15 protein-coding genes are annotated in these 14,322 nt (G+C 64.9%); 4 read left to right on the top strand and 11 right to left on the bottom strand.

Features of this window, described 5'->3' with window-relative positions; all coding sequences use genetic code 11:
* Window positions 1–60: 60 nt before the first annotated feature.
* The 4 genes from ABWV23_RS03940 to aat all read left to right on the top strand — a co-directional run bounded on the left by ABWV23_RS03940 (window position 61) and on the right by aat (window position 3,272).
* Window positions 61–609, top strand: coding sequence for a LuxR C-terminal-related transcriptional regulator (locus ABWV23_RS03940; RefSeq protein WP_353345140.1), 549 nt, complete (start codon window positions 61–63; stop codon window positions 607–609).
* Window positions 610–755: 146 nt separating this feature from the next.
* Window positions 756–1,253, top strand: a complete 498-nt coding sequence (accB, locus tag ABWV23_RS03935; RefSeq protein ID WP_353345138.1) for an acetyl-CoA carboxylase biotin carboxyl carrier protein — start codon at window positions 756–758, stop codon at window positions 1,251–1,253.
* A 9-nt stretch (window positions 1,254–1,262) separates the two neighbouring features.
* Window positions 1,263–2,612 carry an acetyl-CoA carboxylase biotin carboxylase subunit gene (gene accC, locus ABWV23_RS03930; protein ID WP_353345136.1) on the top strand — a complete coding sequence of 450 codons (1,350 nt, stop codon included), beginning with the start codon at window positions 1,263–1,265 and terminating at the stop codon, window positions 2,610–2,612.
* Window positions 2,613–2,636: 24 nt separating this feature from the next.
* Window positions 2,637–3,272 (top strand): leucyl/phenylalanyl-tRNA--protein transferase, encoded by a 636-nt coding sequence (gene aat / locus ABWV23_RS03925; RefSeq protein ID WP_353345133.1) that lies wholly within the window; start codon window positions 2,637–2,639, stop codon window positions 3,270–3,272.
* Here aat and ABWV23_RS03920 read toward each other — a convergent pair.
* The 11 genes from ABWV23_RS03920 to soxA form a co-directional block, all read right to left on the bottom strand.
* Window positions 3,236–3,613 carry a DUF2155 domain-containing protein gene (locus ABWV23_RS03920; protein ID WP_502901591.1) on the bottom strand — a complete coding sequence of 126 codons (378 nt, stop codon included), beginning with the start codon at window positions 3,611–3,613 and terminating at the stop codon, window positions 3,236–3,238. The genes aat and ABWV23_RS03920 overlap by 37 nt on opposite strands.
* Window positions 3,613–4,092, bottom strand: a complete 480-nt coding sequence (mlaD, locus tag ABWV23_RS03915; protein WP_353345131.1) for an outer membrane lipid asymmetry maintenance protein MlaD — start codon at window positions 4,090–4,092, stop codon at window positions 3,613–3,615. Before mlaD ends, ABWV23_RS03920 begins: the two co-directional genes overlap by 1 nt.
* A gap of 28 nt (window positions 4,093–4,120) precedes the next feature.
* The gene (locus ABWV23_RS03910) at window positions 4,121–4,504 is read right to left on the bottom strand and encodes an NADH:ubiquinone oxidoreductase subunit NDUFA12 (RefSeq protein WP_353345129.1); all 384 of its coding nucleotides are present in this window, start codon (window positions 4,502–4,504) and stop codon (window positions 4,121–4,123) included.
* 159 nt (window positions 4,505–4,663) lie between these two features.
* Entirely contained in the window at window positions 4,664–6,292 is a 1,629-nt protein-coding gene (locus tag ABWV23_RS03905; protein ID WP_353345127.1) for a Vgb family protein, read from the bottom strand.
* A gap of 164 nt (window positions 6,293–6,456) precedes the next feature.
* Window positions 6,457–6,816, bottom strand: coding sequence for a RidA family protein (locus ABWV23_RS03900; protein WP_353345125.1), 360 nt, complete (start codon window positions 6,814–6,816; stop codon window positions 6,457–6,459).
* Between the two features lie 70 nt (window positions 6,817–6,886).
* Complete coding sequence (gene clpX, locus ABWV23_RS03895; protein ID WP_353345123.1) at window positions 6,887–8,155, bottom strand: ATP-dependent Clp protease ATP-binding subunit ClpX; 1,269 nt, start codon at window positions 8,153–8,155, stop codon at window positions 6,887–6,889.
* A gap of 150 nt (window positions 8,156–8,305) precedes the next feature.
* The gene (locus ABWV23_RS03890) at window positions 8,306–8,935 is read right to left on the bottom strand and encodes an ATP-dependent Clp protease proteolytic subunit (protein ID WP_353345121.1); all 630 of its coding nucleotides are present in this window, start codon (window positions 8,933–8,935) and stop codon (window positions 8,306–8,308) included.
* 271 nt (window positions 8,936–9,206) lie between these two features.
* On the bottom strand, window positions 9,207–10,343 hold the full coding sequence (locus tag ABWV23_RS03885; protein ID WP_353345120.1) for a c-type cytochrome: 1,137 nt from the start codon (window positions 10,341–10,343) through the stop codon (window positions 9,207–9,209).
* The gene (soxC, locus tag ABWV23_RS03880) at window positions 10,327–11,610 is read right to left on the bottom strand and encodes a sulfite dehydrogenase (RefSeq protein WP_353345118.1); all 1,284 of its coding nucleotides are present in this window, start codon (window positions 11,608–11,610) and stop codon (window positions 10,327–10,329) included. The genes ABWV23_RS03885 and soxC overlap by 17 nt, the downstream gene beginning before the upstream one ends.
* 55 nt (window positions 11,611–11,665) lie before the next feature.
* Window positions 11,666–13,363, bottom strand: a complete 1,698-nt coding sequence (gene soxB, locus ABWV23_RS03875) for a thiosulfohydrolase SoxB (RefSeq protein WP_353345116.1) — start codon at window positions 13,361–13,363, stop codon at window positions 11,666–11,668.
* 106 nt (window positions 13,364–13,469) lie between these two features.
* A complete protein-coding gene (gene soxA, locus ABWV23_RS03870) occupies window positions 13,470–14,321 on the bottom strand; it encodes a sulfur oxidation c-type cytochrome SoxA (protein ID WP_353345114.1) in 852 nt (283 codons plus the stop codon).
* Between the last annotated feature and the right edge of the window lies 1 nt (window position 14,322).

The raw sequence follows: 14,322 nt of genomic DNA, 5'->3' as shown, positions 1-14,322 counted from the left end.
CGTAACGCCCGGCCCATGCCCCCTTCAATTCCGTAGTAATACCCGGCAAAGTGGTCCGCCATGAACAGCAGCAATGCCGATATCGCCTTTTTCCATGCCCCGATCGGGCTGGTCGAGTTGGAGAACCGGGTGATCCGGCGCGCCAACCGGCGGTTTTCAATGATTTTCGGCGGGACGGCGGCGGAGTACGCGGACCGCCCGCTGCGCGATTTCTACCCTTCGGAGGCCGAGTTCGAACGGATCGGCGCGCGCGGGCTGGCGGTGATGCGCCGGACCGGCGAGTATCATGACGAGCGGATCATGCGCCGCGCCGACGGGGATCTGTTCTGGTGCCGCGTGCGAGGGCAATCGCTGACCCCCGAGGATCCCTTTCGGCACGGAATCTGGTCGTTTGCCGACATCTCGGACGAGCGGCCGTTGGTCCAGCTGACCCCGCGGGAGCGCGAGGTGGCGATCCTGACCTGTCGCGGGCTTTCGGCCAAGGAGGTGGGGGCGGACCTGGGCCTGTCGTATCGCACGGTCGAAGCGCACCGGGCCCGTCTGCTGGACAAGTTCGGCGCCCGCAAGCTGCCCGAACTGGTGGCCAAACTGTCGGGAATGCCCCTGTGATCGGCACACGAGACGGCTGGCCCTTGCCGCAGGGGCACCGGATCAGGTAACGGCGCTTTTCACAGTTCCCGCCATGGCCTATAAGCGCGAGGAAATTACAGGCCCGCGCAGCCGAATGGCGCGGGCGTAACCGGTCGAGGATACAGATGACAGAAAAGACAACCGACGCGGACGTGGCATTCATCAAGGCGCTGGCCGAGTTGCTGCGCGAGAACGACCTGACCGAGTTGGAGGTCAAGCGCGAGTTCGGCGAGGACGACAGCCTGAACGTCCGGGTGAGCCGGGCCGCCCCCGTCGCGGCACCGGTCGCACCGGCACCGGCCCCGGCCGCCGCCAGTGCGGCGCCGGTCGCAGCCGCCCCCGCGGCAGCGCCCGCCCCGGCCGCCGCCGCCGAAGATCCCGCGAGCCACCCCGGCGCCGTCACCTCGCCCATGGTGGGCACGGTCTATCTCCAGCCTGAACCGGGCGCGCCGGCCTTCATCAAGGTGGGCAGCACGGTGTCGGAGGGCGACACCCTGTTGATCGTCGAGGCGATGAAGACGATGAACCACATCCACGCGCCCGCCGCCGGCACGGTCAAGCGCATCCTGGTCGATGACGGCGCGGCGGTGGAATTCGGCACACCGCTGGTCATCATCGAGTAAGGGGCGCAGATGTTCGACAAGATCCTGATTGCCAACCGCGGCGAGATCGCCCTGCGCGTGGTACGTGCCGCGCGCGAGATGGGAATCGCCACCGTCGCGGTGCATTCCACCGCCGACAGCGACGCGATGCATGTGCGCATGGCCGACGAATCGATCTGCATCGGTCCGCCGCCCAGCCCGCAAAGCTATCTGAAGATCCCCGCCATCATCTCGGCCTGCGAGATCACCGGCGCGCAGGCGATCCATCCCGGCTATGGCTTTCTCTCCGAGAACGCCAGTTTCGTGCAGATCGTCGAGGATCACGGCCTCACCTTCATCGGCCCGACCGCCGAGCACATCCGCCTGATGGGTGACAAGATCACCGCCAAGGAAACCATGAAGGCACTGGGGGTTCCCTGTGTGCCCGGCTCGGACGGCGGCGTGCCGGACGTCGAGACCGCCAAGCGGCTGGGCGGCGAGATCGGCTATCCGGTCATCATCAAGGCCACCGCCGGCGGCGGCGGGCGCGGCATGAAGGTGGCCCAGACCGAGGCCGATATCGAACGCGCCTTTCAGACCGCGCGGGCCGAGGCCAAGGCCGCCTTTGGCAACGACGAGGTCTATATCGAGAAATACCTGACCACGCCGCGCCACATCGAGATCCAGGTCTTCGGCGACGGCAAGGGCAAGGCGGTGCATCTGGCCGAACGCGACTGTTCGCTGCAACGGCGCCACCAGAAGGTGCTGGAAGAGGCACCGGGCCCGGCGATCAGCCCCGAGGAACGGGCGCGCATCGGCAAGACCTGTGCCGAGGCGGTGGCCAGGATCAACTATATCGGCGCCGGCACCATCGAGTTTCTCTACGAGAACGGCGAGTTCTATTTCATCGAGATGAACACGCGGCTTCAGGTGGAGCACCCGGTGACCGAGGCGATCTTCGGCGTCGATCTGGTGCGCGAACAGATTCGCGTCGCCGCCGGAGAGCCGCTGTCGTTCGGGCAAGACGACCTTGTGTTGAACGGGCACGCCATCGAGGTGCGGATCAACGCCGAGAAGCTGCCCAACTTCGCCCCCTGCCCCGGCGACATCAGCCATTACCACGCCCCCGGCGGCCTTGGCGTGCGGATGGACAGCGCGCTTTACGACGGCTACCGGATCCCGCCTTATTACGACAGCCTGATCGGCAAGCTGATCGTGCATGGTCGTGATCGGAACGAGGCGTTGGCGCGGTTGAACCGGGCCCTGGGCGAGTTGATCGTGGACGGGGTGGACACCACGGTTCCGCTGTTCGACGCGCTGCTGCGGGAGCCGGACATCCAGCGCGGCAGCTACAACATCCACTGGCTGGAAAAGTGGCTTGAGGACAATCTGGACGCCTGAGCAAAGACCTGGTTCGGGGCGCGCATGACTGCGATCAGCCCCGAACTGCTGTTGCGTGGCTATGCCATGGGGGTGTTCCCGATGGCCGAGCACCGGGACGACCCGGAGATCTTCTGGGTCGATCCCAAGCGGCGCGGGGTGGTGCCGCTGGACGGGTTCCACATCTCGCGCTCGCTGGCCCGCCGGATGCGCCGGGGCGGGTTCACGGTGACCATCGACCGCGATTTCGCCGGCGTGGTGGATGGCTGCGCCGACCGGGCCGAGACCTGGATCAACGCGGAGATTCGCGCGCTCTACCTCGACCTGCACGCGCGCGGCCACGCCCATTCACTCGAGGTGTGGGAGGGTGAGGCGCTGATCGGGGGGGTCTACGGGGTGGTTCTGGGCGCGGCGTTTTTCGGGGAAAGCATGTTCTCGCGCCGGACCGATGCGTCAAAGATCGCGCTGGCCTACCTGGTCGATCGGCTGCGGCGGGGGGGCTTCCGGCTGTTCGACACGCAGTTCCTGACCGATCACCTGGCTAGCCTCGGCGCGGTGGAAATCACCCGCGCGGAATACCACAGGCAGTTGAGCGTCGCGATCGAGAGGGGGGCCGATTTCACCGGCCCGTCGCCGGCCACCGCTCAGGGCGTGATACAGCGCAATACCCAGATGTCGTAGCGGCTGTGGTCGAGCGCGTTGAGTGCCGGTGACGAGGCGATCATCCAGCCCTCGAAGGCCGCCTGCGCGGCGCCGCGTTCCCAGATGGTCAGATAGGCGAAAGCATCGCCGGTGGGGTTCTCGGCCGGGTAGCGGCAATCGCTCAGTGCGATGTCGAGGCCAAAGACGGTGCCGGTTTCGCCGCGCCCGATCTCGATGTCGCGGCTCTCGCCGTTGACCTTGTCGAGGCCGCGCAGCACCGCGCCGGTACCGGATTCAACTGCGGTCTCCTGCGCAGCGAGAGGCACGGCAAAGGGCGCGGCCAGCCCGAGGGCAAGAACCAGACCGGCAAGCCGACGGATCAATTGCCTGCCCCGCTGCTGGCCCCGCTGTCGGGACCGCTGCCGCCGGAGACGAATTTGAGAAGAAGCGACACCAGGCTGACCGACCCCTGGGTATCGAGAATCTCGTCCCCCGGCACGAAATAGCCAAGCGACCCGCCCGGCATGATCTCGACGAAGTTGCCGCCAAGCAGCCCTTCGGAAGAGACAACCGCCGAACTGTCGTCGGGGATCTGGACGCTGTCCTGCACCGAAATGGTGGTGTCGGCGCGATAGGTCTCGGGGTTCAGTTCCACGCCGGTCACCGTGCCGATCTTGACCCCGGCAAGGCGCACGTCGGTGCCCACCGTCACCCCCTCGAGCGAGCGGAAGGACGCGCCAAGTTCATAGCCACGGCTGCTGGTGGTGAGGCCGGTCGACTGCCCGGCATAGACGCCAAAGGCGATGGCGGCGGCCAGAACCGCGCCCCCGACAAGAACCTCGGTCGTGTTGTGCGACATTGCGCGCGCTCCGTTCAATCGGGGCCGGTTATTCCGGGCTCCAGGCGTCGTAATCGCTGCGCTCGACCGGGTGCGGCTTGCGGATCGAGCCGGCCGGCGCATAGGCCAGCGCGGTGCCGGTCAGGTTCTCGTGGTGGGGCTTTTCCCACGGCTTGTGCGCCATCGGCCGATCGGTCGGCGGCTCGTCCCAGGTGCGGTGCAGCCAGCCGTGCCAGTCAGGATCGACGCGCGATGCCTCGATCTCGCCGTTGAAGATGACCCAGCGGCGGCTGTCATCGGCATTGCGATAGAACACATTGCCCTGATTGTCCTCGCCGACCCGGATCCCCTTGCGCCAGGTATGAATCTGGGTGTTAAGCGTCTGCCCGTTCCACCAGGTCACGGCGCGCAGAAGAGTGTTCAGGATTCCCATGGGTGCCTCCGGCAATTCGCTGTCGGCAGGTATGGACCAAGCGCGCGGCAAGGTCCAGTACCCAAGCAGCGGATCGGCCGTGCCTTGCGCGCCATGCGGAAAACAGCGCCGAAGGGAAAGCGGTCGGCCCCTCTGTGCCGACCGCCCCGCCGTTCCCGCCTACTGCGGCACCAGCTTGTAGATGGCGTTCTCCAGATCAGAGGTGACATAGACCGTTCCATCCTGACCCACGGCGATGCCGGTGGCCAGATAGGTCGGCGGCGTACCCGCGGCGGCCGGCAAACCGATCGGCAGCCCCTCGGCCAATACGGTGATCGCACCGTCGGCCGGATCGACCGACACCACACGCTGTGCAGCGACCTCGGCCAGCACCAGCGTGCCGTCCGGGGCCATATCCAGCCCCTCGGGGAGAGCCAGGCCACTTGCGACCACCGTTCTTTCACCGCTGGCAAGGTCGATGCGCGACAAGGTGCCCGCCCCGGCCTCGGTCACATAGACGGCATCCTGCCCCTCGAGCACCATGCCCAGCGGCGCCACCAGCCCTTCGGCAACGGTCTCGCGCGTCTCGCCCTCGGGGCCGGAGACCCGGAGCAGCTTGCCGGTGGCCAGTTCCGTCACCAGCAGGCTGCCGTCGGCCAGTTCTACCGCGTCCTGCGGTGCCGCGAACCCGTGCAACATGTGCAGGCTGTCGCCGGTCTTGCGGTCCATTACCTGCACGGTGCCGGTAAACCAGCTCGACAACAAAACGTGATCGGCATTGGCCCGGGCGTTGAACGGGTATTCCAGATGATCGGCCTGCATTCGCGCCACCGCCCTGACGGCGCCGCTCTTTGCATCAACTGTCCGATAGGCGAATGAGTCGGCGACATAGAGGGTTTCCCCCGCGTCGTCCGCCACCAGATCCAGCCCGCCGGGGAAAGCCAACGCGCCCTTGACCACCTGACGCACCGCACCGGTGTCTGGATCGACCTCCTGAATGCCGTTGTCAGCCATGTTGGAGACAAAGATCCGGTCCTGCGCGTCGATCGCCAAATTGTCGAGCGAGGTGTCGAGCTGCGCCACGACCTTCCTGGTCTTGCCATCGGGGCTGACCTTGACCAACTGCCCCAGGGCGGTGTCGACGACCCAGATGTTGCCTTTGGAATCAAGGTTCACCGCCGCCGGCACCTTGAAGCCATCCGCGATCACCTCGATCTCTGCGGTATCCACATCGACACGGACCACCTGCCCCTTGAACCAGAGCGGGCCGTAGATCTTGCCGTCGGGGCCGAACTGGAAGCCGTTAAGCCCCCCCATCCCCTCCATGATCTTGCGGGCGGGCTGGGTGCCGCTGGTGTCGATCTCATACAGCGCATCTCCCAGGAACACCTGCGACGCAAACAACCGCCCGTCATCGCGATAGGCCAGCGAATTGAGGCCCGGGAGGCCACTGGCCAGCGTCCGCACCTCGCCATCGGCGCCGCGCGCATAGAGATCGCCGAGCAGGAAGGCCGTCCAGGCCATGGTGCCGTCAGGCGCAAAGGCCAGGTCGTCGGCCATGCCCTGCGGCGCCGGGATCTCGACCGCCACCGCACCGGAGGCGCGATCAACGCGGTAAAGCGCCTGGCCCACGACGCTGCCGGCAAAGAGCGCTCCGTTGGAATCGACGCCCAGCCCGTGCACCCCATGAAACGCCGATCCCGGGACCAGCGTTTCCACCTTGTACTCCCGCGCGGCGGCCGGCATTGCCAACCCGCACAGCAGCGCGACGGCGGATACGGACCGCACCGCCTGTTTAACTAGTGTCATGATCTCCTCCCAAATCTCATGGCCTCAGCCATGCTCCCATCTGTCGCGGCCTCCCCGCCGCGTGCAGTGAACAACCATAAGCACGGGTTGATGCACCTCCGGGATTTACGTTGCGTAAATTCGAAATGGGATTTCGACAGGCGGAAGGGGTTTAAGAAGAGGTTTTACGGAAGCAGCGCGGTGACCTCGATCTCGATGCGGTATTTCGGGTCGATCAGCCCGCATTCCAGCATCGTCGCCGCCGGCGGATTGTCGCCGAACGCCGCGCGCAACTGCGGCCAGCAGACTTCGAACTCTTCCCGGTCGGGGAGGTAGTAGACCACCCGCACCACGTCGGAAAACCCTGCCCCGGCCTCGGAGAGCGCCTTCCCGATAGTCTCCAGCGCCGAGCGGCATTGCGTGACCACGTCGTCACCCTGCCCCACGGTGCCGGCCACGTGAACGAAGCCGCCGGCAACCACCGCGCGGCAATAGCCGGCCTTGGCCTCATACTCGCCGCCGGAAGAGATGCGCTTGATGGTCATTGAAGCCCCCCTAAAAGAAAACGGCGCGGGAGGGTCCCGCGCCGCGTATTCATCCGATCGCGCGCCGCGATCAGCCCGCCGACGCGGATTCCTTGTCGGAGTCGGCGTAGATCTTGAGCGGCTGTGCGTCCGAGGTCACCGCCTCTTCGTTCACCACGACCTTGGTCACGTTCTCCATGCCGGGCAGGTCGAACATGGTGTTCAGCAGGATATCCTCGAGGATCGAGCGCAGCCCGCGCGCGCCGGTCTTGCGTTCGATGGCGCGCTTGGCGATCGCCTTGAGCGCATCGTCGGTGAACTGAAGCTCGGTATCCTCCAGTTCGAACAGGCGCTGGTACTGCTTGACCAGGGCGTTCTTGGGCTTGGTCAGGATGGTGACCAATGCGTCTTCGTCCAGATCCTCGAGCGTCGCCAGAACCGGCAGACGGCCGACGAATTCCGGGATCAGGCCGAATTTCAGCAGATCCTCGGGCTCCAGATCCTGGAAGATCTCGCCAACGCCGCGTTCGTCGTTGTCACGCACATCGGCGCCAAAGCCCATGGCGCTACCCTTGCCGCGCTGCGCGATGATCTTGTCCAGCCCGGCGAATGCGCCGCCGCAGATGAACAGGATGTTGGTGGTGTCGACCTGCAGGAATTCCTGCTGCGGATGCTTGCGCCCGCCCTGCGGCGGCACCGAGGCGACGGTGCCCTCCATCAGTTTGAGAAGCGCCTGCTGCACCCCCTCGCCCGAGACATCGCGGGTGATCGAGGGGTTTTCCGACTTGCGGGTGATCTTGTCGACCTCGTCGATGTAGACGATGCCGCGCTGCGCCCGCTCGACGTTGTATTCACTGGCCTGCAACAGCTTGAGAATGATGTTCTCGACATCCTCGCCCACATAGCCCGCCTCGGTCAGGGTGGTGGCGTCGGCCATGGTAAAGGGCACGTCGAGGATTCGCGCCAGCGTCTGCGCCAACAGAGTCTTGCCGCAGCCGGTGGGGCCGATCAGCAGAATGTTCGACTTTGCCAGCTCGATATCGCTGCCGGCCTTCTGGGCGTGGTTGAGGCGCTTGTAATGGTTGTGCACCGCGACCGAGAGCACGCGCTTGGCCATCGCCTGACCGATCACGTAATCGTCAAGAACCTCGCAGATGTCCTTGGGCGTCGGAACACCATCGGTGGATTTCAGCCCGCTGGCCTTGGTTTCCTCGCGGATGATATCCATGCACAGTTCAACGCATTCATCACAGATGAACACGGTCGGGCCCGCGATAAGCTTGCGCACCTCGTGCTGGCTTTTGCCGCAGAAGCTGCAGTAAAGCGTGTTCTTGCTGTCGCCGCTTGAGTTCGTTGCCATGATTTACCTTTCGGCTTCGAGTTCCGCGTTGCCCTGCTGCCGGGCGGATTCCCGGTATTTCCGGCCAGCTTAGGACAGCGATCCGGGCTCCACAATGTCAAATCGCCAGTGCCGCCCGCCGGGACCCATCCCCAACGGGCAAGGGCCTGATTAGTCGTCGTCGCCGGGTTTGACGCGGCTTTCGACGATCTCGTCGATGTGGCCCCATTCCTTGGCTTCTTCCGGCGACATGAAGTTGTCGCGATCCAGCGCCTTTTCAACCGCCTTCTTGGACTGGCCGGTATGCTTGACGTAGATGTCGTACAGCCGGTCCTTGAGCTTCTGGGTCTCGGCCGCATGGATCATGATGTCGCTGGCCTGGCCCTGGTAGCCGCCCGAGGGTTGGTGCACCATGATGCGGCTGTTGGGCAGCGAGAAGCGCATGCCGGGCGCACCGCCCGCCAGCAGGACCGAGCCCATCGACGCCGCCTGGCCGATCACCAGGGTCGAACATTTCGGCTTGATGTACTGCATGGTGTCATAGATCGACAGCCCCGAGGTCACCACACCGCCCGGCGAGTTGATGTAGATGCTGATTTCCTTGTTCGGGTTCTCGGCCTCGAGGTGCAGCAACTGGGCCACGATCAGGTGGCTCATCCCGTCATGGATCGGACCGTTGATGAAGATGATCCGCTCCTTCAGCAGGCGCGAAAAGATGTCATAGGCCCGCTCACCGCGGCTGGTCTGTTCGACCACCATCGGGACCAGGGTATTCATGTAGGTTTCTGTCGGATCGAACATGTAAACGGCCTGCCTTCTGAGGGATCGGGACCCTGCCCGAAACTGCGTCCCCAGAGTCTTAGTGGTGCCGCCGGGGGGCTGCAAGGGGGGCAAGGAACATCTGTTCTTTCCCAAGCGCCCTGCCCCGGCGTTGCGGGACAGGGAGATCGTTTTCAGGTTGCGCCAGGGTCCGCCGAACATGTTTCGCGTGATCCCGGCAGAGCAGCCCGTGCGTGCCGCGAGGGAGGCCGCGCGCGGACCGGCGTTCCCGGTCGGACCGCGCACGGGCGTCTTATTCGAAGGACTTCAGATAGGCGATCACCGCCGTGATATCGTCATCCTTGCGCAGGCCAGCGAAGGTCATCTTGGTCTTTTTCATGTAGGCCTTGGGCTTGGCAAGGAAGGCGTGCAACTCGTCCTCGGTCCAGACCAGCCCCTCCTCACCCGCCTTTTTCATCGGCTTGGAATAGCGGAAATCCTCGACGGCGGCGGCGGCATGGCCGACGATTCCGGTGAGGACCGGACCGGTGCGGTTCTTGGCCCCTTCACCGACCTGGTGGCAGGCCTTGCACTTCTTGAAGACCTTTTCGCCCGCCTTGACCAGTTCCGGGTCGAGTGCCGCGGCCTCATCGGCTGCCGGTGCATCTGCCGCCGGTTCTTCGGCAGCCGGCTCTTCGGTGGCAGGTTCTTCGGTCGCCGGCGCCACGGCGGCCTGTTCAACCACGGCAGCCCCCTCGACCGGCTTGTTGGCCGGGTTGGTGGCGTCGATCATCTCCTGCACCTTGCGGGCCTTGGTCTCTTCCGGGGTCACATCCAGAACCGCCGCCTTCATGGTGATTTCCACGCTCTCCTTGCAGTTCTCCATGCAGGCCTCGTCCTGCCAGAAATGCGCCTCGGCGGTTTCGCGGTCATCCACGATGAACCCGTCGGCATTGGGCATTTCCACGTCGAGGAAATTCTCCTTCGACAGGACGAAATCATCTTCGACGATGTAATTGGAATACAGGATATAGGCGACGATGGCATAGACCTCGTCCGGCGACAGGGTCTGTGCGTTGCCGAAGGGCATCGAGCGGTGGACGTAATCCCAGGTGGTGCTGAGGTACGGCCAGTAGGAGCCGACGGTCTTCAGCGGGTCCTTGTCGGCCAGCGTGCCTTCGCCCCCGGCCAGCTTGGGCCAGTTGCCGACGCCCTCGGCGAAATCGCCGTGGCAGACCGCGCAGTAGTCGACGAACAGCCCCTCGCCCTCCTCGACCGAGCCGGACCCTTCCGGCAGGCCGGTGCCATCGGGGCTGACATCGAGATTCCAGGCCGCGATCTCCTCGGGCAGGGCCGGACGACCGAGGCCGAGCTTTTCGGCCAGCGCGGGTCCGGCAGTGAGCGTTGCCGCCAGCGCGGTGGTGGCGATCAGCTTACGATACTTCGACATTCTCGGCCTCTCCGTTCGGTTGGACCCACCAGGTCTGAATGCAGTTGTTGTGATAGATCGAGTTCTCGCCGCGCACCTCGCGCAGCTGGGTCTTGGTGGGCTGGACATAGCCGGTTTCGTCCATGGCACGCGATTGCAGCAGCATCTCCTCGCCGTTCCACTCTGTATCGAGGTAAAAGCGGGTCAGCGCCATCTTTTCGCCCGGCGCGGCCAGCCGCGCGGTTTCCCAGGTCTTGCCGCCATCCTTGGAGACGTCGACGCGCTTGATCGCGCCACGACCCGACCAGGCCAGCCCGGTGATGACCAGCGGCCCGTGCCCGTGCTTGATCGGCGATTGCGGGCTGGGGCTGGTGACAACGGATTTGGCATCCATCGCCCAAGTCCACTTGCGGCTGGTGCCGTCGGCCAAGGTGTCGGTGTACTTGGAGGTTTCCTCGCGGCTCTGTACCGCCTGGTCGGTCACCTCGATCCGGCGCAGCCACTTGACCCACATGTTGCCTTCCCAGCCCGGCACGCAGAGCCGGACCGGATAGCCGTGTTCCTTGCGCAGTGCCTCGCCATTGGCCTTGAAGGCGACAAGGCAGTCGTCCAGCGCCTTTTCCATCGGGATCGAGCGGCCGTTGGACGAGGCATCGGCGCCCTCGACGTAAACCCACTTGTCCTTGAGATCGCCCGCCGCGTCCAACCCGGCCTCTTCCAGCAGGGTGCGCAGGGTCACGCCGGAATATTCCATGTTGTGGATCATGCCATGAGTGAACTGCGCGCCGTTGAGCTGTGCGCCGGCCCATTCCATGCCGGTGTTGGCGGCGCATTCGCAGAAATAGACGTGGTTTTCGCGCGGGAACCGCTCCAGATCCTCATAGGTAAAGACCAGCGGCGTATCGACCAGCCCGTTGATCATCAGCCGATAGTCGCGCTTGCGCAACTCGATGGCGCCCGAGTGGTGCCGTTCAAAGGCGCAGCCCTGCGGCGTGATGGTGCCGTCGAGCGCATGGATCGGGGTAAAGTTGATCGAACTGATCGGATCGGCGGTGAGCCAGGGCACGTTGCGGCGCACCACGTCGGCCTCGTACTTGATCGGCAGGCCGTAGGGGGTGGCGTCCACCCCCTCGCCGGTGATCGTGGCCCATTCCTGAACCTCGGTGATCAGCGGATCCGGTCCGGCGGCCCGGGCCGCGCCCGCGGCCACCGCCCCGGCGCCCACCGCCGCAGCCCCGGACAGGAACTGCCGGCGCGAGGGCTTTTTGTCCTTGAAACCAAACGTCATGCGTTTTGCCTCCTTCGAAATCGAAAAATGACGTGATCGGCCGTGAATGGCGGGGTCAGACCCCCGCCACCTTGACCGAGGTATTCGGCGAGACACTGACGGTGCCCTGCTTGCGGATATGGCTTTCCACCACGTCCCAGATCTGCGGCCCCTCGGTGCCCTCGTTGACCGAGGCCCAGCCGGCGACGACATAGCTCTTGGCCGGGTCGATCGCCTCGCCGGACTTGAGGAGGGTCATCTCGCTGATCCGCTCGCCCTGAGGTTTGGAAATGTCGATCCGGAAGCCGAGGCCGCCGACCCGCACCATGTCGCCGCCCTGCTGGTAATAAGGATCGGGGTTGAACAGGTTGTCGCCCACGTCCTCCAGCACGACCTTGATGAACTCGCCGGTCATCTCGGTGCGATAGGCCTTGCCGTAGGTCATCGAGGTGACGTTGAAGATATCCTCGCGGGTGATGTCCTGCCCGGGCAGGATCGACGGCCCCCAACGCACCCCGGGCGACATGGCGATATCCGCCTCGCGCTCGGAGATCAGCGCGTCGCAGATCAGATCGTCCCAGGTGCCGTTGAAGTTGCCGCGCCGGTACAGCAGGCTGTCGGTCTGGCCGATCACCTCTTCCAGCTCGGCCTTGAAGGGCGCGCGCTGTTCGTCGATCAGCCGGGTGACCGCGGGATCGGGCGCGATCACGTCCGAGAACACCGGGATCAGCTTGTGCCGCAGCCCCATCATCCGGCCGTCGCGCACGTCGAGATCGACGCGACTGACGAACTTGCCGTTGGAACCGCTGGCGATGATGAAGGTATTGCCCACCTGCACCGGCTCGGGCAGCGCATCGTGGGTGTGGCCCGACAGGATCACGTCGATGCCCTTGACCACGCCGGCCATCTTCTTGTCGACGTCGAAGCCGTTGTGCGACAGGCAGACCACCACGTCGGCGCCCATGCCGCGCACCTCGTCGACCATCTCCTGCATGTGCTCGTCCCGGATACCGAAGGAGTATTCAGGGAACATCCAGCCCGGGTTCGCGATCGGCATATAGGGGAACGCCTGGCCGATCACCGCCACCTTGGCGCCGCCGCGCTCGAAGAACTTGTAGGGTTTGAACAGTTCGGCCGGTTCGTCCCACTCGGCGTCGAAGATGTTCTGGCCCAGCGCCGCAAAGGGAAGCCCCTCGACGATCTCGTTCACCCGCTCGCTGCCCAGCGTGAACTCCCAGTGGAAGGTCATCGCGTCAGGCTTGAGCGCGTTCATCACGTTGACCATGTCCTGCCCTGCCGTCTTGTAGCAGGTCATCGAGCCGTGCCAGGTGTCGCCGCCATCCAGCAGCAGCGCATCGGGGCGGTCGGCGCGGATCGCGTTGATCACGGTGGACATGCGGTCCAGCCCGCCGACCCGGCCATAGCCCCTGGCCAGCGATGCGAAATCGTCATGGGTCAGCGCATAGGCCGAGGGCGAGCCGTCGGCGATGCCGTAGAGCTTGCGGAAATCGGCGCCGGTGACATGCGGCACCTGCCCCTTGTTGGCCCCGACCCCGAGGTTGATCTCGGGCTCGCGGAAGTAGATCGGCTTCAGCTGCGCGTGAATGTCGGTGATGTGGATCAGGCTGATATTGCCGTAGGTATCAAATTGCAGCAGCTGATCCTGGGTCAGGGCCTGTTGCGCGGCCAGCCGCGCCCAGTTGCCGAACCCCGACGCCCCGACCAGTGCCGAGGCCGCCATCGAAACCTGAAGGAAATCACGACGTGAGATCATCGAAAACAGCTTTCCGTTGCTTGCGGCACACACATTCGCATATGTGAATGCCTATTGCGAAAACGGCCCCGCGCGGCGGTATCACGCTGCGCGGGGCCGGGTTGATTCAGTTGCGGACCGAGGGTCCTTCGACCGACAGGCCATTGCCGCGGCTGGCGACATAGAGTTCCAGCGCGACGAACTCGGCCGAGCCCGGGCTGTAGGTTTCCGCGCGGGTGTCACGGACACAGCCCTTGAACCGCGCATGCACAGTGTTCAGCTTGGCGTTCTTGAGGCGATAGGTCGGGAAGCCGTTGATCTGGCCCTGGCTGAGGTGGTCGGCACGGATCATGTTGCCATAGTTCAGCTCATGGCAGGAGGCACAGGACAGGTCGAGTTGGCCGGTGCGGGTATAGTAAAGCTCCTTGCCCTGTTCCCAGACCGGTTTGACTGGGCCGTCGATCGCCACGTTCACCGGCATGCCGCGCGATTGGACGCTGATTAGCGCCTCCATCGAGGCCATGTCGCCGCCGGTGTACTTCCACTTGTCGGCGCCCATCTGGTTGACGCGGCAGTCGTTGATCTGCATCGCCAGGGTCCGAACCTCGCCGGCGGTCTCGTTCCACTTGGGATAGACCGCGCGAACGCCCTTCAGGCTGGACGGATCGTCGTGGCAGGAGGCACAGGACTTGCCCTCGCTGCCCTCGACCGCCGCCCAGGAGTCCAGCGCCTTGTCGACGAAGATCATGCCCGGGTTGTCGAAATCGTCCATCTCGAGCGCCTGGGTCTCGTCGGCGCGGAAATGCCAGCCCGACATGATGGGGTCGATCCCGGTCTCCTCCATATGCGCCGGTGCCGCGGTCTTGGTGATCATCTCGACCTCGCCGTTGATCACCAGCTTGTCATCATCCGGATCGGCCGACGACAATGTCGGCAGTGCTGCCGCAAGGGCCGCAACCGTCAGTGCCTTGAACTTCATG

It is taken from the genome of Aquicoccus sp. SU-CL01552 (genome assembly GCF_040365005.1).
Taxonomy (GTDB): domain Bacteria; phylum Pseudomonadota; class Alphaproteobacteria; order Rhodobacterales; family Rhodobacteraceae; genus Antarcticimicrobium.
Note: the sequence above shows the minus strand (reverse complement) of the source record. Positions and strands in the feature narration are given on the sequence as shown.